Source organism: Arthrobacter sp. TE12231 (assembly GCF_054062895.1).
On sequence record NZ_JBSSFS010000001.1, the window covers coordinates 62,432 to 80,916 of the forward strand.

15 protein-coding genes, 1 pseudogene and 1 riboswitch are annotated in these 18,485 nt (G+C 68.5%); of the genes and pseudogenes, 7 read left to right on the forward strand and 9 right to left on the reverse strand.

The genetic code is table 11. From position 1 onward, the window contains the following. Positions 1 to 7: 7 nt before the first annotated feature. The 4 genes from ACVWYS_RS00255 (at position 8) to ACVWYS_RS00270 (ending at position 5,397) form a co-directional block, all read left to right on the forward strand. Positions 8 to 1,630 carry an ABC transporter ATP-binding protein gene (locus tag ACVWYS_RS00255; protein ID WP_456508035.1) on the forward strand — a complete coding sequence of 541 codons (1,623 nt, stop codon included), beginning with the start codon at positions 8 to 10 and terminating at the stop codon, positions 1,628 to 1,630. Then, the gene (locus ACVWYS_RS00260; protein ID WP_116767883.1) at positions 1,627 to 2,430 is read left to right on the forward strand and encodes an energy-coupling factor transporter transmembrane component T family protein; all 804 of its coding nucleotides are present in this window, start codon (positions 1,627 to 1,629) and stop codon (positions 2,428 to 2,430) included. The genes ACVWYS_RS00255 and ACVWYS_RS00260 overlap by 4 nt, the downstream gene beginning before the upstream one ends. A gap of 148 nt (positions 2,431 to 2,578) precedes the next feature. After that, complete coding sequence (locus ACVWYS_RS00265) at positions 2,579 to 4,102, forward strand: UDP-N-acetylglucosamine 1-carboxyvinyltransferase (RefSeq protein WP_091254494.1); 1,524 nt, start codon at positions 2,579 to 2,581, stop codon at positions 4,100 to 4,102. A gap of 107 nt (positions 4,103 to 4,209) precedes the next feature. After that, positions 4,210 to 5,397, forward strand: coding sequence for a glutamate--cysteine ligase 2 (locus ACVWYS_RS00270; protein WP_344360720.1), 1,188 nt, complete (start codon positions 4,210 to 4,212; stop codon positions 5,395 to 5,397). On the opposite strand, the gene ACVWYS_RS00275 is transcribed toward ACVWYS_RS00270, so the two are convergent. Genes ACVWYS_RS00275 through ACVWYS_RS00285 form a run of 3 tightly spaced genes read right to left on the reverse strand, consistent with a single transcriptional unit; the run spans position 5,394 to position 7,258 of the window. Further along, complete coding sequence (locus tag ACVWYS_RS00275; protein WP_344360723.1) at positions 5,394 to 6,602, reverse strand: O-succinylhomoserine sulfhydrylase; 1,209 nt, start codon at positions 6,600 to 6,602, stop codon at positions 5,394 to 5,396. The two genes, ACVWYS_RS00270 and ACVWYS_RS00275, sit on opposite strands and share 4 nt — an antisense overlap. After that, positions 6,603 to 7,013: a rhodanese-like domain-containing protein gene (locus tag ACVWYS_RS00280; protein WP_456508036.1), complete on the reverse strand. Its 411-nt coding sequence runs from the start codon at positions 7,011 to 7,013 to the stop codon at positions 6,603 to 6,605. Next, positions 7,010 to 7,258 carry a DUF1737 domain-containing protein gene (locus tag ACVWYS_RS00285; protein ID WP_237563499.1) on the reverse strand — a complete coding sequence of 83 codons (249 nt, stop codon included), beginning with the start codon at positions 7,256 to 7,258 and terminating at the stop codon, positions 7,010 to 7,012. The genes ACVWYS_RS00280 and ACVWYS_RS00285 overlap by 4 nt, the downstream gene beginning before the upstream one ends. 99 nt (positions 7,259 to 7,357) lie before the next feature. Next, a riboswitch (SAM riboswitch) is annotated at positions 7,358 to 7,472 on the reverse strand. Between the two features lie 369 nt (positions 7,473 to 7,841). Here ACVWYS_RS00285 and ACVWYS_RS00290 point away from each other — a divergent pair. Next, on the forward strand, positions 7,842 to 8,798 hold the full coding sequence (locus tag ACVWYS_RS00290) for an ATP-grasp domain-containing protein (RefSeq protein WP_344360727.1): 957 nt from the start codon (positions 7,842 to 7,844) through the stop codon (positions 8,796 to 8,798). Between the two features lie 76 nt (positions 8,799 to 8,874). Then, a pseudogene (locus ACVWYS_RS00295) lies at positions 8,875 to 9,627 on the forward strand (glycosyltransferase); the annotation flags it as partial. 428 nt (positions 9,628 to 10,055) lie between these two features. Here the strand turns inward: ACVWYS_RS00295 and ACVWYS_RS00300 are convergent. Further along, positions 10,056 to 11,024 carry an aminodeoxychorismate lyase gene (locus ACVWYS_RS00300; protein WP_344360729.1) on the reverse strand — a complete coding sequence of 323 codons (969 nt, stop codon included), beginning with the start codon at positions 11,022 to 11,024 and terminating at the stop codon, positions 10,056 to 10,058. A gap of 93 nt (positions 11,025 to 11,117) precedes the next feature. Here ACVWYS_RS00300 and cls point away from each other — a divergent pair, with 93 nt between their 5' ends. Then, the gene (cls, locus tag ACVWYS_RS00305; protein WP_425547089.1) at positions 11,118 to 12,593 is read left to right on the forward strand and encodes a cardiolipin synthase; all 1,476 of its coding nucleotides are present in this window, start codon (positions 11,118 to 11,120) and stop codon (positions 12,591 to 12,593) included. Between the two features lie 98 nt (positions 12,594 to 12,691). Here cls and pabB read toward each other — a convergent pair whose 3' ends face one another. The 5 genes from pabB to ACVWYS_RS00330 all read right to left on the reverse strand — a co-directional run bounded on the left by pabB (position 12,692) and on the right by ACVWYS_RS00330 (position 18,175). Beyond that, positions 12,692 to 14,782: an aminodeoxychorismate synthase component I gene (gene pabB / locus ACVWYS_RS00310; protein ID WP_456509170.1), complete on the reverse strand. Its 2,091-nt coding sequence runs from the start codon at positions 14,780 to 14,782 to the stop codon at positions 12,692 to 12,694. Further along, complete coding sequence (locus ACVWYS_RS00315; RefSeq protein ID WP_456509171.1) at positions 14,779 to 15,351, reverse strand: low molecular weight protein-tyrosine-phosphatase; 573 nt, start codon at positions 15,349 to 15,351, stop codon at positions 14,779 to 14,781. The genes pabB and ACVWYS_RS00315 overlap by 4 nt, the downstream gene beginning before the upstream one ends. 253 nt (positions 15,352 to 15,604) lie before the next feature. Continuing rightward, on the reverse strand, positions 15,605 to 16,204 hold the full coding sequence (locus ACVWYS_RS00320) for a TetR/AcrR family transcriptional regulator (RefSeq protein ID WP_344360738.1): 600 nt from the start codon (positions 16,202 to 16,204) through the stop codon (positions 15,605 to 15,607). A gap of 100 nt (positions 16,205 to 16,304) precedes the next feature. Next, on the reverse strand, positions 16,305 to 17,036 hold the full coding sequence (locus tag ACVWYS_RS00325) for an ABC transporter ATP-binding protein (RefSeq protein ID WP_344360740.1): 732 nt from the start codon (positions 17,034 to 17,036) through the stop codon (positions 16,305 to 16,307). Then, positions 17,033 to 18,175, reverse strand: a complete 1,143-nt coding sequence (locus tag ACVWYS_RS00330) for an ABC transporter permease (RefSeq protein ID WP_344360743.1) — start codon at positions 18,173 to 18,175, stop codon at positions 17,033 to 17,035. Before ACVWYS_RS00330 ends, ACVWYS_RS00325 begins: the two co-directional genes overlap by 4 nt. Between the last annotated feature and the right edge of the window lie 310 nt (positions 18,176 to 18,485).

Sequence of the window (18,485 nt, forward strand, 5' to 3'; positions counted from 1 at the left end):
GCGACTCATGACATCTTCACCAGGCGTACGCCCGGCCGCCGTCACAGCCCGCGGCTGGGGCTGGCGGCACGCCGGAAGGCTCCGGCCTGCGGTCAGCGGACTTGACCTGGACATCCGGCCGGGGGAGCGCGTGCTCCTGCTGGGCCCGTCCGGCGCCGGCAAATCAACCCTGCTCCACGCCCTGGCGGGTGTGCTCGGGGACGGCGCGGTGGGGGAGGCTGGCGACGCCAAAGAATCCGACGAGACCGGCAGCCTGCTGATCGATGGCGCTGCGCCCCGTGCACAGCGCGGCCGCGCCGGGCTCGTGCAGCAGGACCCGGAAACCCAGGTGGTGCTCTCGCGCCTCGGCGACGACGTCGCCTTCGGCGCCGAAAACCTCTCTGTCCCGGCCGGGGAGATCTGGCCGCGGGTCCGCGAGGCGCTCGACGACGTCGGGCTGGGCAGGCTGCCGCTGGACCACCCGACGTCGGCGCTGTCGGGCGGCCAAAAGCAGCGCCTGGCGCTCGCCGGGATCCTCGCGATGCGGCCGGGGTTGCTGCTGCTCGACGAGCCCACCGCCAACCTGGATCCCGCCGGCGTCCTGGAAGTCCGCGACGCCGTTGGCCGCTGCCTGGACAAGACCGGCGCCACCCTGGTGGTGGTGGAGCACCGGGTGGCGGTCTGGAAGGACCTCGTGGACCGGATCGTGGTGCTGCAGCCCGGGTCCGCCACGGACTCCGCGGTCCTGATTGACGGGCCGCCGGACCAGGTCCTGGCCGAGGCGCGGGACATGCTCATCGGTGCGGGCGTCTGGGTGCCCGGCTACGTGCCCGCAACACGTTCCCGGACCGCCCCGGCCTCCGGGCAGCTCCTGCTCTCGTCGGACGCCCTCGCGGTCTCCCGCGAGCGGCCGCGGCGGGCCGGACTGCGCCAGGGTTTCCGCACGATTGCGCCGCGCCCCGTGCAATCCGGGGTCATGGCCCGGGTCCGTGCCGGAGAGGCCTTGACCATCACCGGGCAGAACGGTTCGGGCAAGTCGACCCTGGCACTGACGCTCGCCGGCCTCCTGCGCCCCGTGGCGGGGACGGTCTCCGCCACGACGGAACTCAGTGGTTGCGCCATCGGTCGCGTAGGTGATGGCGCCGGGACCGACCCGTACCGGTGGAAAGCCCAGCAGCTGATCGCCAGGATCGGGACCGTGTTCCAGGAACCCGAGCACCAGTTTGTCACCGGCAGGGTCCACGACGAACTTATGTTCGGGCCCCGCCACCTCGGCTACGGCGAGGACCGTGTGGACGAGCTCCTGGAGCGGCTGCGGCTGACGGAGCTCGTGGACGCCAACCCCTACACGCTCTCGGGCGGCGAGAAACGGCGCCTCTCGGTGGCCACCGTGCTGGCTGCGCACCCGCAGGTACTGGTCCTGGACGAGCCCACGTTCGGCCAGGACGCCAACACCTGGGCCGAGCTTGCCTCGTTCCTCTCTGAACTTCTCGACGCCGGCACCGCCGTGGTCTCCGTGACGCACGACGCCGAATTCAGCGCTGTCCTTGGCGGCACCGAACTGCGCCTCCACGGCCGGGACACCGCCGGGTCGGGGGCCGTCAACGCCGCCGGCCCGGACCGGGAGCTGCCGGAGGCGGCCGCATCATGAGGGACGAACTGAGCGTCCGCGGCAACCATGCGCTGCTGACCCGCGCCAACCCGCTCGCGAAGTTCACGGCGGTCACCATGGTCACCCTGGTGCTGGCTCTGTCCATCGACTGGGTCTCTGCCTCGGTGGCGCTGGCCTTCGAACTGATGCTTCTGCCGCTGGCCGGGCTGACCGTTGCCCTGCTGTGGCAGCGCGGCTGGCCGCTGATCCTCGCGGCGGCGCTCGGCGGCTGGAGCACCGCCATCCTGGCGCCCGACGCCGGAGCCGTCCTGTTCGACGCCGGGATCTGGTCCATCAGCGCCGGCTCCCTGCAGCTCGGGATCGGTTTCATGCTCCGCGGGCTCGCGATCGCCCTGCCTGCGGTGCTGCTGATGAGCTGCACCGACCCCACGGACCTGGCCGACGCCCTGGCCCAGAACGCGAAACTGCCGCACCGGTTTGTCCTGGGCACCTTGGCCGCCATGCGGCTCGTGGGAATCATGGCCGAGCAATGGCAAACCATCGGGATGGCCCGGCGCGCCCGCGGCGTGGGCTCAAGCGGCAACCCCTACCAGCGCTTCCGCGCCACCATGGGCCAAAGCTTCGGCTTGCTGGTGCAGGCGATCCGGAGCGCGTCCCGGCTCGCGGTGACCATGGAGGCCCGCGGGTTCGGCGGCGCGGCGCGGACCTGGGCCAGGCCGTCCACGTTCAGCGGACTCGACGCCTGGGTGCTTTTGGGCGGGCTGGGCATTGCGGCAGCCGCCGTCGCGGCAGCCCTCGGCGCGGGCACCTGGAACCTTGTCTTCCTCACCCGCCAGTAGCCGCGGCAGCGTCCGGCGCGCCTGCGCGCTGCCGCTTGTCACAGCGCCGCCGCGCCGGTTATCGCATGATGCGGGTATGCATGTGAGATTGGCGCCATTCCGGCGGCAAATACCGGGTGCGGTAGATCATGCGTGATATTTTCGGGACATGACTCAACAGACTGCTGAACATGTCGGCCTCCTGCTCCGCGAGGCCCGCGGGGACAAGGGCTGGACCCAGGGACAACTCGCGGCCGAGCTCGGCACCAGCCAGAGCGCCATCGCCCGGATGGAGCAGGGCAAGCAGAACCTGAGCCTGAAGATGATCCAGCGGCTGGAGACGATCGTCGGGCACAGCATCGTCAAAGTGGGCCGGCCCCAGATGACCCACCTCCGGGTCGAGGGCGGTCGCACGCTTTCCGGCGCGGTGGACGTCAACAGCAGCAAGAACGCCGGCGTCGCCCTTTTGTGCGCCAGCCTCATCAACCGCGGCACCACCACCCTGCGCCGGCTGGCCCGGATCGAGGAAGTCAACCGGATCGTCGAGGTGCTGACCAGCATCGGCGTCGAATGCACCTGGCTCAACGCGAACGACCTCCAGATCCGCCGCCCCGCTGTCCTGGACCTCGCATCCATGGATGTGGAGGCGGCCCGCCGGACCCGCAGCGTCATCATGCTCCTGGGCCCGCTGCTGGACGAGGCCGACACATACCGTCTGCCCTACGCCGGCGGCTGTGACCTCGGCACCCGCACCGTGCAGCCGCACATGCAGGCGCTAAGCCAGTTCGGGCTCAGCGTGGACGCGAAGTCCGGGTTCTACGCGGTCCAGGCACCGCCGTCGGACAGCCACGACCGCTCCTTCGTGCTCAGCGAACGCGGTGACACCGTCACCGAGAACGCCATCATGGCCGCCGCGCACCGCCGCGGCACCACCATCATCCGCAACGCCAGCCCCAACTACATGGTGCAGGACCTCTGCTTCTACCTGCAGATGCTCGGGGTGGAGATCGACGGCGTCGGCACCACCACGTTGAAGATCACGGGCCGCCCGTCGATCGACGTCGACATCGAATACTTCCCCTCCGAGGACCCGATCGAGGCGATGAGCCTCATCACCGCCGGCATCGTGACGAACTCGGAAGTCACCATCCGCCGCGTCCCGATCGAGTTCATGGAAATCGAGCTGGCGACCCTGGAACAGATGGGCCAGCGGCTCGAAGTGTCCGGGGAGTACTTTGCCCGCAACGGCCGCACCCGCCTGGTGGACGTCACCACCAAGCCTTCGGAACTGCGGGCGCCGGAAGACAAGATCCACCCCATGCCCTTCCCGGGCCTGAACATCGACAACCTGCCCTTCTTCGCCGTGATCGCGGCCAACGCCCACGGCCAGACGATGATCCACGACTGGGTATACGAGAACCGGGCCATCTACCTGACCGAGCTGAACAAGCTGGGCGCCCAGGTGCAGCTGCTCGACCCGCACCGGATCTACGTCAACGGGCCCACCAAGTGGCGTGCCGCCGAGGTGGGCTGCCCGCCGGCCCTGCGCCCCGCGGCCTGCCTGCTGCTGGCCATGCTCGCGGCTCGCGGCGTCTCGGAACTGCGGAACATCTACGTCATTGAGCGCGGCTACGAGGATCTGGCCGAACGGCTCAACACCATTGGCGCGAAGATCGAGTATTTCCAAGACTGATCCCAAGCAACGCGAGGTCTGATCGCGCCCGTCCGCAGGGGGATGGGCGCGAAGTGACCCGGCGTTGGCGTAGGGCGTGTCGGCGGTTCCTGACGCACAATAGATTTATGCGCACCTTCGGCGTGGAGGAAGAACTGCTGATAGTCGACCCGGAATCGGGCCGGCTGCTTGCCCTCGCCGACCTCATGCTGGCCAGCCTGCTCCCGCCGAAGCAGGACGCCGCCCAGGTTCTCCCGGGGCAGCAACCGGTCCACGAGGGCGGCGCCGACTTCAGCTACGAGCTCAAGCTCGAACAGATTGAGACCCAGACCCGGCCGTGCCTGGACTATAGGGAACTTCTTCGGCAGCTCAGGCAGGGCCGGGCCTTGGCAGACCAGGCCGCCCGCGTGCACGGCGGCCGAGTCGCGGCCTTGGCCACCTCGCCCCAAGGCGCCGCCACGCACCTCACCCAGAATCAGCGGTACATGACCATGCAGGAACGCTTCGGGCTCACGGTCCGGAACCAGCTGACCTGCGGCCTCCACGTCCACACCTTTGTGGAATCGCCGGAGGAGGGCGTGGCCGTGATGGACCGGATCCGCGACAAGCTTGCCGTCCTGATCGCCCTCAGCGCGAATTCCCCGTACTGGAACGGCGCAGAGACAGGGTTCGAAAGCTACCGCACCCAGGCCTGGAACCGCTGGCCGGGCTCGGGCCCCACGATGATCTTCGGCAGCCTGCCCGTCTACCGGCGGCTGGTGACCCGGCTGGTGGAAAGCAATGTCCTGATGGATGAAGGGATGATCTATTTCGATGCCCGGCTGGCTCGGCTGCATCCCACCGTGGAGGTCAGGGTCGCCGATGTCTGCCTGCGGGCCGAGGATGCGGCGCTGATCGCCGTGCTGGTGCGCGCCCTCGTGGAATCGGCGTCGCGGGAATGGAACGACGGCGTCGAGCCCGCCCCGGTACCCACGTTACTGCTGCGGATGGCCGCATGGCAGGCCAGCAACTGCGGACTGCGCGGGCAGCTCCTGGACTTTGGAACTTTCACCCCTGCCCCGGCCGCCGACGTCGTCCGGGCACTCGTGGACTTCGTTGCCCCGGTCCTTGAGGAACAGGGCGAGCTGGACCTGGTGCGCGCGGGCGTCGAGCGGATCCTGGCGGAGGGCACGGGCTCGCAGCTGCAGCGGGAGCCGTTCCGCGCCGGCGGGCTGGCCGCCGTCGTCGAACGGGCCGTCGAAGTGACGACGCAAGGGGACGCCGGCGGAGAGCCAGCCGGGCACGAGCCATCCCTGGGCCGGGTGCGCCGGGGCTAGACCTGCTTGAGCGCCTGGCCGAGGTCGCGGATCAGGTCCTCGACGTCCTCCAGGCCGACTGAAAGCCGCACCACGCCGTCGCTGAGCCCGATTGCCGCGCGGCCTTCCGGGCCCATGGCGCGGTGCGTCGTGGTGGCCGGGTGCGTGATGAGGGACTTCGAATCACCGAGGTTGTTGGAGATATCGATGATCCGCAGCGCATCCAGGAGCGCGAAGGCGGCCTCCTTGGCGGTGCGGCCCGGGGACGGCGAGAGTTCCAGCGTGAGCACGGTGCCGCCGGCCTTCATCTGCTTCGCCGCGAGATCGTACTGCGGGTGGGAGGGCAGCAGCGGGTACTTGACCCAGCTGACCGCGGGCTGCTGCTCAAGCCAGCCGGCCAGCCGCAGGGCGGAGGCGGAGGAATGGTTGACGCGCAGGGCCATGGTCTCCAGGCCCTTGGTCAGGACCCAGGCGTTGAACGCGGAGAGCGAGGGGCCGGTGTGCCGCATGAGCTGCTTGACGGGCCCGTCGATGAATTCCTTGGTCCCCAGGATTGCCCCGCCGAGCACGCGTCCCTGTCCATCGATGTGCTTGGTGCCGGAGTAGACGATCACGTCGGCCCCGAGGTCTCCGCAGCGCTGCAGCAGCGGGGTGGCGAAGACGTTGTCGACCACCACCGTGGCGCCGGCCGCGTGTGCCAGTTCGCTCACGGCGGCGATGTCCACGATCTCCTGCATCGGGTTCGACGGCGATTCGAAGAAGACCGCCGTCGTCGGCTCGGACAGCGCAGACTTCCACTGCTCGAGGTCCGGACCGTCCACGAAGACTGTCTCGACGCCCCAGCGCGGCAGGATCTCGTTGAGGATCACAAAGCACGAGCCAAACAGCGAGCGGGCGGCGACCACCCGGTCGCCGGCCCCCAGCAGCGCGCCGAGGGCGGTGAAGACGGCGGACATGCCGGACGCCGTCGCAAAGCATGCCTCGGTGCCCTCGAGCAACCGCAGCCGCTCCTGGAAGGTTGCGACGGACGGGTTGCCGTAGCGGGAGTAGACGAAGCGCTCGTCCTCCCCGGTGAAGGCGCGCTCGGCGGCGGCCGCGGACTCGTAGACGAATCCTGAGTTGAGGAAGATCGGCTCGGCGGTTTCCTGGAAGCCTGTACGGTCAAGGCCTCCGCGGACGGCCTGGGTGTCGGCCGCCCATTCGGCGGCGTCTGGATTGAAAGTCACTTAAATCTTTCCGAGGTTGGTGGGCAGGCCGCGGTTCTTCCAGCCGTTGACGGTGCGTTCGCCAAAGCGGTCGGTCTCGCCTTCGAAGCCCTCAAGGACGTTGTAGGAGGTGTAGCCGGCCTGCGTCGCGGCCGTCGCTGCGGCGATCGACCGGGCGCCGGAGCGGCACAGGAATACGAGCTCGACGGCGGTGTCCTCGGGCGCCTGGCGCTGGAGCTGTTCCACGAAGTGCGGGTTGGGCACCCCGCCGGCGAGGGTCCACTGGATGAAGAGAGGATCGTTGTCCGTGGCCTTCGTATCCGGGATGCCGATGTGGGCCCATTCGGCCTCGGTCCGGACGTCCACCAGGATGGCGCCGGCCTCCAGCTTGGCCCACGCCTCGTGCGGGCTGAGGTCTCCGGCGTAGCTCATGCGTGGCCCTCGAAGGCGTCTTCGGCACCAAACTCGTCACTGTCGAGTTCATCCACGGCGTTGGCCACGGCGGCGTCTGCGCTCGCAATTGCGGCCGGCAGGACCAGGGCCTGCGCCACGATCACCGTGCTGCCGTTGAAGGTGGCGGCGGGGCTTCCGTGCAGGACATAGCCCTCGGCCAGGGCGGCCGACACGCGCTCACAGAAGGCGCGGTCGTCGGCGCCGGTGAACAGGCGGTAGGCCAGTTTGTCCTCGCCGGCGGGAGCTGCGGCGGGGGCTGTGCCGGGGGCGGCTGCTGTACCGGGTACAGCGGGTATGGATGTGTCGGGCACGACGGATCTCCTCTTTCACGCTTGCAGCTCGAATGGTCGATATGCCGAGTATTCACCTGAGGCACCCCGCCGCGAAAGGGAGGGTTGCCGACCGGCCAGTCAGGGCTTGGCACCGGTTCTCATTACTCCCCAAAAACGTAACACTTACGACGCCGGCCCGCACCGCCGCCGTCGTCATGTTCCGTAACCGGACCGCGTTTCCGCGGGGTGACACACGCGGCGGACTGAGAAATCAGAGTTGCGGGGTGAGAACCGGGTGCGGCGCCAAGGCGAGTAGTAGCGGGCTCCAGTTTCGGGTACTGCCCACTCGTGTCCGCCGGGAGTTTGCGCAGTCTACTGAGGGGATCGGACTGACACGTCGGCCCGTCCCACGTTTTCTGTGGATCAAGTTATCTCTGCGTGCAGTTGTCTGTCCCTCAATTTTTGTCTGAATCGGTGGCCCGAACCGCCGGAGCCGCAGCCGCGGCCCTGCGGGTGACGGCGGAATGGAGCAACCGTGGGCCCGCGCATACTGGTTACTGGCATTGCAGGCGCCGCCGGCCGGGCCGTCGCGGCCCAGCTAGCAGCCCGCGGCATCCCGTGCCTCGGCTCCGACGCCCGCGACGTCACCCGGCAGGGCGAGGACGCCACCACCGCAGCGGCAGTCAGGCTCCTGCCGGCGACGGACCCGGACATGGTCCTGGACCTGCGCCGGCTGGTGGACCGGGAAGCCATCAACGTCATCATTCCGACCCTCACCGTGGAACTCCCGGTCCTGGCTGCGGCCCGCGCCGGATTCGGCCGGGACGTGCGGATCATCGTCGGCGACCCTGCCGCGGTGGCCCTCGCCAACGACCACCTGTTCACCGCATGGGCGTTGCAGGCAGCCGGCATTCCCGTCCCGCGTTTCGGGGTTCCGGGCGACCTCGCCGCCGCGCCGGCGTCCCTGGCCGACCTCAACGGTCCCGTCGTCGTCAAGCCGCGAACTTTCAAAGGCACCCACGCCGTCCACCTGCTGGCCGGGACCGGCTCCGTCAGCTGGAAGAACCTGCCGGCCGGGCAGCTGGTCCAGGAGTTCATCCCGGGCGCCGACTACGTGGCCCTGGTGTTCGGCACGCCGCCCCGCAACGCGATGGCGCCGGTGGCCGTGGTCCTTGAGAAGACAAGAACTCCGTACGGTCGGGCCGGCAGCGACGAAGTCAGCCGCAGGGTGCCGGCGGCCGAGGCCAACGATGTGCGGAAGCTGGGCCTGGCCGCCGTCCGCACGCTCGGGCTGACCGGCCCGGTCCAGGTCCAGATCCGCCGCCGCGCGGACGGAACCCCCGTGGTGCTGGGCGTCTGCCCGACACTCGGGGCGAACAGCACGTGGGCGCCCGAACTGCTCGACGCCGTCCTGGCAACGTTCATGCTCCCGGCATTCAACCCGGCGTCCTTCCGGCGATGCCCGGCGATTCCCGCCGATGCCCTGGGGTGAGGCGCCGGTGCCGGTCGGCCCGGCACAGGAACTCGTCCTGGTGTTCATCGGATTGCCCGTCCTGGCGGCGGCGGTGATGGCGGCTGTTGTTCTGGCGCTGGCCGTCTCTTTTGAGGTGCGGTCCGCGCGGTGTCGGCGCCGCCACGCGCCTACTCTCTGGCAGCAGTGGCCCACCGTGTCCATCATTGTGGCGGCGCACAATGGGGGCGGGCTTCTGGCGGACTGCATCCGGTCAGTCCAGGGGAGCCGGTATGAGCGGTACGAGCTGATCCTGGTGGATGCCGGCTCCACGGACGACACCCCGGAGCTCATGGCGGGGTTCGCCGCCGAGGACGGACGGATTGTGTTTGCGGGAAGGTCACCCGCCGCGGCGGCGGGATACGGGGCGGCACTGAACCTGGGCGTGGGCCGGGCCGCGGGGGAGGTGCTCATGTTCCTTCCCGCGGACGCCGTCCTCACCCGGCGGACCGTGGACCGGATGCTGCAAGCCTTCGACGTCGGGAGTGGCGGTCCCGACGGAGTCGGCGCCGTGTGGGGCGGCGAACGGACCCTCACTGCCGGTCCTGCCGCGCGGATCGTAGACCTGATAGGCCGCGGCTGCGGCGGGATGGCCCGGCGGGCGCAAGCGGCCTCCGGTTTCCTGCCCGTCTTCGCGGCAGGTATGGGCGCGGTGCGGCGTGACGTCCTGACGGAGATCGGCGGCTTCAGGGAGGACACTGGTGCCGCGCAGCTTGAGTTGGGCTGGCGGGTGCGAAGCGCAGGCTACCGGGTGGGATTCGCCCCGCGGGCCGTCATCACGGGCCAACACCCGGTGCGCGTCGGTGAGCTGTGGAGGCGGCGGGTGGCGCGCGAACGGTCGCTGCTTCAGTGCCTGGGGATCCACAAGTCAGCCGTTGGTGACCTCCGTCGGCGTCCGATGGGCGACTGCCTGGCGGCCATCACGGTTGCCGCCATCATCCTGCCAGCGGTCCGGACCGCCGGCGTGCTCGCGCTGGCCTGCCTCGCGCCGGCGAACCTCCTGTCCGGAGCCCGTCCCGGAGCCGAACCGCTTCCGGACATCTGGGCACAACCGGAGGCCTGGGGGCTCGGCGGCGCAGTCGTCCTGGCGGTGTTCTGCGCCGGGGCTCTCGCACTTGCCGTCGACGGCACGATCAGCAACCTGCGTCACTTGTGGGCACTCCCGGCGCTGCCGCTCTACGCGGTGTTCTCGGGGTTCGCCGTGCTGGCTGCCATCGGTGCGGAGTTCCGTGCCGCCGGCTATTCGATCGTGGCGAAGAGGGCGTTGAGCTCGGCCGTGAGCTGCCGGCGCAGTTCCGGGGTGCCGATTTCCTGGCCGTCGATGTGGTTTACCGGCGCCAGGAGCCGGATGCTGGAGATCAACCAGACGGCGTCGGCGTCCAGCAGGTCCTTGGGCTCCAACGGGCCGTAGCCCAGCTCCCAGCCGGCAGCCTTGGCGGCCGTGAACAGGGCGCCCTGCGAGGTGCCCGGGAGGATGCCGCTGTCCAGCTGCGGGGTGATGAGCCGCCGGATCGTGCGAACGCCGCCGGCGCCGTCGTCCGTCGTTTCCAGGTGCGCCAACAGAACAGTCGACGTCGGTCCCTCCAGGACCCGGCCGTCCGCGGATGTGAAGATGACATCGTCCGCGCCGTGCTCGTGGGCGTAGCGCAGCGCTGCCATGTTCACGGCGTAGGAGAGGGTCTTGGCGCCGAGCAGCAGCCAGGGCGCGCGCTCGCCGACTTCGCTGTCGTAGCCGCGGTCCAGCAGGATGACGTCGATTCCGGTCTCGCGCTGCCGGCGGCCCGCCGCCCCGGGGGCGGACGCCTGGACCCAGCAGGTGGGGGCGGCGGCGCCTTCCGGCCCGCGGGTGACCAGCAGCTTCACCACCACTTCATCATCGTCCGTGCCGCCGGCTGCGGTCACGGCAGGATCCTGGCGCCGGTACTCGCCGATGGCGGTCTCCACCGCGCGCCTCCAGGCGTCCTCGGCGGGGATATCCAACTCCAGCAGGCGGGCAGAGCCGGCCAGCCGGGTCAGGTGCGCCTGGATCTTGCGGGGCCGGCCGCCCACGGCCAGCAGTGATTCGAAAACGCCATCGCCGCGGGTGGCGCCCAGGTCCGTGGCCATCAGTTGCGGCTTCGATGCGTCAGCAACGCGGCCGCCCTCGAACGCCGGATCGAGGAAGACCAGCACGGTCGCGGGCGCGGGCATAGTGGCAGGAGAGGTCATGGCTACAGCTTAGTCTCGGTAGTCCCGGGATAGGATTTGCTCGTTGCCCGTTCCGGAACTGTTCCGCGGGCCTGAAGCTTGAGGGGTTCGCCTGTGCTGTGGCCATTTCCGCTGGCGGAGACTTTACCGTCCTGGGCGGTCCTGATCCTGACCCTGGTCGACTTCGCCATCCGGGTGCTGGCCCTGGGCATCATCCCCGGGAACCGGCGGCCCACCACCGCGATGGCGTGGCTCCTGGGCATCTTCATCGTGCCCACCCTGGGCCTGGCCTTGTTCCTGCTGTTCGGCAACTTCCGGCTTTCCCGCCGCCGCCGTGCCCAGCAGGAGGCCGTCAACACCCGGGTCCGGGCGGGGACATCGGCGCTGCAGGCCGTCGAAAGCCGCTACAGCGGACCCGAATGGGTGGCGTCCGCCTCTGAACTGAACAAGACGCTGGGATCGCTGCCGATGGTGGACGGCAACAGCGTGGAGCTGCTGCCCGGCTACCCCGATTCCATCAAGGCGATGACGGAGGCGGTCCGCGGCGCCAAATCCTTCGTCAATGCCGAGTTCTACATCATGAGTTCGGACCACGTCACGGACGATCTGTTGACCGCGATGGAGGAGGCGGCGGAGCGCGGTGTCGAGGTCCGCGTCCTGTTCGACCACCTGGGCACACTCCGTATCAAGGGTTACCGCAAGCTGAAGGACCGGCTCAAGGCCAGCAAGATCCGCTGGCGGCCCATGCTGCCGCTCAGCCCGGTGCACGGCCAGTGGCGCCGGCCGGATCTTCGCAACCACCGCAAGATCATGGTGATCGACGGCGAGATCGCCTTCACCGGATCCCAGAACCTGATCGAGCCGTCCTACAACAATCCCAAGCACCGCAAGGTGGGCCGCGAATGGGTGGAGCTCATGGCCTGCCTGCGCGGGCCGATTGTCACCACCCTAAATGTGGTTTTCGCGACGGACTGGCTCAGCGAAACCGACGAATCCCTTGAAGCGCAGTTGGCGCACCAGCCGGAGTCCCACCCCGGAAACATCACGGCACAGGTGGTTCCCAGCGGCCCCGGGTTCATCACCGAGAACAACCTGCGACTCTTCAATACCCTCATCTACTCAGCTCAGCACAAGATCTCCCTCTGCAGCCCCTACTTCGTCCCGGACGACTCGCTGCTCTATGCGGTGACGACGGCGGCGCAGCGCGGCGTCGAGGTGGAACTCTTCGTCTCGGAAAAGGGTGACCAGTTCTTGGTCCACCACGCGCAGCAGTCCTACTATGAGGCGCTGCTCGAGGCAGGGGTACGGATATTCCTCTACAAGGCGCCGTATGTACTGCACGCCAAGCACTTCACGATCGACAACGAGGTTGCCGTGCTGGGTTCCAGCAACATGGACATGCGCTCCTTCTCGCTGAACCTCGAGGTCTCCGTGATGCTCCTTGGCGAGGACATCGTCCAGCGGATCCGTGCGGTCGAGGACACCTACCGCAGCATTTCGCACGAACTCGTGCTGGACGACTGGATCAAACGGCCCATGAAGGTCAAGTACGTGGACAACGTGGCGAGGCTGACGGCAACGCTGCAATAGCGCCGGCGTTGCTGGAACTGCTGTGTGGTGCCGTCCAGCGTCCAGGGACGTCAGATCTGGCGGAACTCAGCTTCGGGGAAACTCGGTCCTCGCCGAACTCAGCCTCGGGGAAACTCGGTGCCGAGCGCCGAGAGGACCCCGAATGCTTTGGTCCGGATTTCCTCGTATTCCTCCTGCGGGGACGAATCTGCGGTGACGGCACCGCCGACGCCGAGACTCAGTTCCGCCGTTCCGTCGCCGAGGGCCCGGACCACCAGGGTCCGGATCGCCACGGCGAGGTCGGCGGCCCCGTTTAGGGAGAAATAGCCGATCGCCCCGGAGTACACGCCGCGCGGGGCGGCCTCCAGCCGGTCCAGGATGGCCATGGTGCTGACTTTCGGGGCGCCGGTCATCGAACCGGCAGGGAAGCAGGCGGCGACAGCCTCGGCCCGCGGCATTCCGGGCCGGAGCTGAGCGTCGATGGTGCTCACCATCTGGTGCACCGTGGCGTAGCTTTCGATCGCGCACAGCCGGCTGACGGCCACCGAACCCGGGACGGCGAAATGGCTCAAGTCATTGCGCAGCAGGTCCACGATCATGATGTTTTCCGCGCGGTCCTTCGCCGAGGTCTCCAGTTCCTGCCGCAGGGCCGCGTCCGCACCCGGGTCCGCATCCCGGCCGCGCGTCCCCTTGATCGGCTCGGCCCGCATCCTGCCGTCCGCGGCAATCTGCAGGAAACGCTCCGGAGATGTGCTCGCCACGGCGAGGCCGTCGAACCGCAGATAGCTGGCGAAGGGAGCCGGGTTACGGCGCCGCAGCTCCAGATAGGTCTGCCACGGATCCAGGCCGTCCGGGCCTACGCGGTGCGGGACCGCGGATGTGGCCGCGGTGAGCGCGGTGGTCAGGCAGACCTCGTAGGTATTGCCTTCCGCGATCTCCCGCTGGGCCTCGGCGACCTTGGCCTTGTAGCCGGCTTCCGCGTCTCGGGCCGTGAACTGCGGCGAGGCGAGCGGAGTCGCGGTCGAACGAAGTGCCGCGGATCCACTGGAGCCGGACACTCCGGAACCGGGCGCCGCTGCGGCGGCCACAGCCCCGCGGGCGGTCCTCAGCCAGTCGTCGGCGTCGGGCGTGTCCAGGGCCAGCAGCCAGGCCGTGCCCTCGGCATGGTCCAGGACTACGGCGCGGCCGGCGAAGATCAGGCAGGCGTCCGGGGTGGGGGACGCGACGTCGGTGCCGCCGGTTTCGCGCTTGAGTTCGTAGCCCAGGTACCCGAGCCAGCCCAAGGTGAACCCGCACGGATAGTCTTCGGGGGCCCGGAGCGCCCGGCGACCCCAGACGCCGTCGAGCCAGCGGAAGAACGGGCCGTCGGTGGTCGCCGTGGCCTGGCCCGCGCTGACGCGGGTCAGTCCGGAACTGTGCCGGACCGCCTGGCCGAAGCGGCCGCCGTCGTCGGCCAGGATGCTGAAGCGGCTCCGTTCCGCAGCTTCCGGGGCGAGGCCCGCCGGATCCAGCGAGGAGTCGAGCCACACGGCGTTGGCTGAGCCGCCGAAGAGCGCATCGAACAGTTGCGCGGCGTCAGGCTCGGCGTCGATTCGTTCAGCCCGCAACTGCAGGGCGCGTCGGATGGCGAGTTCGGGCAGCAGCGCGGGCGCGACGGCCGGAAGGTATTGAAGGGCCTGCAGGACGTCGTCGGGGGCGGCGCCGTCCGCACGGTTCAGCACGTGTACATCGGCGCGGGCCGGGACGTCGTCAGCCGCCAGCCACTGATCTTCCTGGGCTGCCCACTGGTCCCAGAACGGTTCATAGGTCTCGCCGTCCCGGGCCAGCGCCCGGGCCCGGCGGTCGGAGTCGGAAGAATCGGCCCAGATCACCGCGTCCAGCAGCGGGCGCGCCGCTGCGGCGCCGGCGCCGACGCCCTCGACCAGGACAATTTCGGCCGGGCGCGTGGTGCGGACTTCGCCGTCGTAGTGCCGCTCCCAGTCCCAGCTGACCCACTCCGCGGCCTCCCCGCGACGCAAGGGCGACAGCACTGTAGTGACGTAACGTTCAATGCCGGCCGCCAGCCCGTTCCAGCCGGGGTAGATGTCCTCCAGGTGGAAGAGCGAGACTTTGTGGTGTTCCCGGAGGCGCGCCGCCAGCTCGATGGCCAGGGTGGTCTTGCCGGAGCCGGACCGCCCGTCGATTGCGAGGATAACGGGTGCGGGGCTCATGAAATAGAGCGTACCCGCTGCTGTGCATTGGGTTGATCACTGCCGTCATGGTGCCCGTCCCGGCGCTGAAGCTCGGTGCGGACGTGCTCCACGATCCCCGGAACGGAGGCTCGGATGAGGTTCCAGGTGGTGTCGAAGTCGGTGTGGCCGCCGTACCACGGGTCCTCGATGCCCTGCTCCAGCGGGTCCTTGTCCGCCACCGCGGGGTCGAAGCTGCGCAGCATGCGGATTTTGGCCAGCGACTCGCGGTCCGGTGCCGCCTGCCGGAGCCAGCCGTAGTGGTCGACGTCGAGGGCCAGGATCAGCTCGCGGCTGACGAACCATTCAGGGCGCCATTCGCGCGCCACGTGGCGGTCCGAGGCTATGTTCTGGGAGGTGAGTTTGCGCGCGGCCCGGGGATCGATGGGCCGGCCGGCCTCATACGCGGTGGTTCCTGCGGAATCCACCACCGCCCGGGTGAGGCGCTCGGCACGGAATGCCTCCGCCAGCATGAGTTCGGCCATCGGGGACCGGCAGATGTTTCCGGTGCATACCGCGATGATCCGGTACTGGCTCGGCATTGAGGTCATAGCTAAGCATGATCGATCCCGGCCCTCTTGGCTAGCGGAGGCCCTCGTCGTGTTACAGAAATTGTCAATTACCTATCGGCTTCTGTCATGCTCCCGTCCTTCGGAGGCTGTCCTCAGGATCGTACGTGCCCGCTGCTCCGCCAGCAGCGAAAAACAACGGGGGACGGGGGACTGGCCGGTCACCTGAGCCGCCTCCGGTCACGGAATCCTCAGCAAAGGACACAAGAACCCATGAGGGTGCGGTCGAAGAGACCTAAATGCGGGTGCCTTCGGAGTTTTGGCGTGCTGTCACGAAGGGACCGAGCAGCGTGCTGAGGTGGGAGTGGACTTGTTCCAGCGTTTGCCCGGATTCGAGCATGCGGGTGCCGGCGTGGACGACGGAGTTGATCATCTCTGCCAGCGACTCGGGGTCCGGAACCCCGAGTTCTGTGAGCGTCTCGATGAGCGGTTCCTGAAGCTGGCGATGCATGCGGGTGGCTTGCTCGTCGAGTTCGGCCCCCGGGGCCAGCGCGGCCAGCGCCGAACCCACGGCGTGCGCTCCTTCGGCGACAAGGTCCACGTTGGCTGTGGCGTAGGCCAGTATGCGGTCGGCTTTGGTGGGGGCATCGGCCATGGCGCCGGTGACGCGCTCGGTCCAGCGCGGAAAGATGTCGCGGACCAGCGCCTGGAGGAGGTCCTGGCGGGAGCCGAAGTACTGGTAGACACTGGGACGTGAGAGTCCGGCCCGCAAGGCCACGTCGGCCATGGTGGGCGCTTCGGAGGTTTCTTGTAGGAGTTCGTGGGCAGCGTCCAGTAGTGCGCGTTCTTGTGCGGCGCGGTGTTCCGCGACGGTGGCGGCACTGATTCTGGGCATGGCGGGATCCTTTGACGCTGGCTGACGTACGCATCAAGAGTACGGCGCGAGACGGCGGCGTGCTGAGCGGGTCGCCGTCTCGCGCCCGGGGTCGGGTGTGTTAGCGGACCGGGGCCGGGGCCCCTAAGCGGCCGTCCACCATTTCGACGATGCGGTCGCAGTAGCCGAGGACGTCGTGGTCGTGGGTGACCATGACGGTTGCGACGCCGTGCTCGTGGCTTTGACGTGCGAGGAGTTCCACGACTTCGCGGCTGCGCGCCCGGTCCAGGGACGCAGTCGGTTCGTCCACGAGAAGGAGTTTCGCCCCGGAGACGAGTGCCCGTGCGATGCCGACGCGCTGGCGTTCGCCGCCGGAGAGCTGGCCGGGACGGTTGGTCGCACGGTGGGCCATGCCGACGGATTCCAGTAGGGGAACCGGGTCGAAGGTCTTCGGGCCGCCCGCGAGCCGGTTGACCAGGCGGAGCTGGTCCGCCGCGGTCAGTGCGGGGATGAGGTTGCCGGACTGGAAGACGAAGCCAATATTGGACAGCCGGAACGCAGCGCGTTTGCCCTGGCTCAGTTGGGAAAGGTCCTGGCCGTTGACCGTGACCGTTCCGGAATCCGGGGATGCCAGGGCGCCGGCGACGGCGAGGAGTGAAGACTTGCCGGAACCGGACGGCCCGACGATGGCGAGGAACTCGCCTGGGGCAACATCGAGGCTGACGTCATCGAGGGCTGTCACCCGGGTGTCGCCGTCGCCGAGTTCCATCACCGCGTGGCGGATGGACAGGCCGGCGGCCTGCGGTGCGTCGGCACGGCTTGCCCCGGCTGCGGGAAAGGTGGAGCTGGTCATCGCTGTCCTCCGAGGGCGTTGAGCGGGTCGATCCGGGAAATGCGCACCACGGCCACGGTGGCACCGATCAGGCCCAGCCCGATGGTGAGAGCCGTGGCTATGGCGATCGGTGCGGCCTCGAGAGCGAACGGCATAGCGTCCGGCATGGCGGCGCCGAGTCCCAGGCCGGCGGCCACGCCCAGCGCGGTGAATCCCACCAATAGGATGGCGGCCTGGGCCAGTCCATCCCGCAGCAGGTACCCCGTTGAGGCTCCGATGGCCCGCAGGACCGAAATTTCGTGCTTGCGCTGGATCGTCCACACGGTGAAGAACGCGCCGACCACCAGAGCGCAGATCGCGTAGAGGAAGACCTGGATCATGCTCAGGGTCATGGTCTCGGCCTCATAGCCGGGAGATGCATTGAAGGCGGCGGACAGGGATTTGCTGGTCGTTCCGGCGGCAGTGTCGCCGGCGGCAAGGTCCAGCTTGGCGCCGGGCTTGGCCTGGACGGCAACAACGCTGGCGGTATCAAAGGACACTGCGGACAAGCGCTCGGCGCTCGGGGCTCCGGCGGCGGCCTGGCCGGAGGTGATCAGCTGCCAGGTTTTCAGGGGCAGGTAGGCCACCTCGACGTGTCCGAACGTGGCCTGCCCATCGGTGAAGCCAACAACTCTAAGTTTCGTGCCGATCCGGTCCAGCGTCACGACCGTGCCGAGGTCGATGCCTTCAGCCTTCGCGGTCGAGGACACGACAATGCCGTCAGGATCTCCGAGGCCGGTGCCTGCGGAGCGGGACGGTTCCAGGAAGGATCCAGGCTCGATGCCGAAGAGCGTGAGGTCAATCTGCTTGCCGGAATCGGTCGTGGCATTGGCCATACCGACGCCCATCTTCTCAGCGGCGGCCACGCCCTCGACGCCGCGCCAGGCGCTGAGCTGCTGGTCATCGATCACGGAGCGGGAGAAGGCGTTGTCGGTCTTGGTGCCCTGGTCGAAGGCGATAGTGGTCACGGGCATCGACTTGAGGCCTGACACGCCATCGTTGACGAGGCCCGAGGAAAGGCCGGAGAGCATCACCATCAGTACGGCGATGAGTGCAATGACACCGCCCATCAGGCTGAAGCGGCCACGCGCGAAGATCAATTCGCGGAGTGCAAGGAACATTGGCAGTCCTAGGTTGGGGGCGGAAAGTATGAAGTTGCTGACAAGCTGTCGGCATCTTTCCGACAGCTTGTCAGGAAAATGCATTTGTTTCAAATCTGGGACCCGGTCGCGTGGCGCGACAACGCGGTTACGGTGCGGACCCACATCCAACGAGGTAAATGGTTTAGCGGCTAACTCGACAATGCGAAGGTCAAGCTTCTGAAAGGTAGGGCAGCAGCAGTGCGGAGGGCTCCACCTGTCCGCCAGTGGGCACAACCCGGACAACGCGGCTTAGGCGGCTGTCGCTACCCGGTCAGCGCTGCAGGCACAG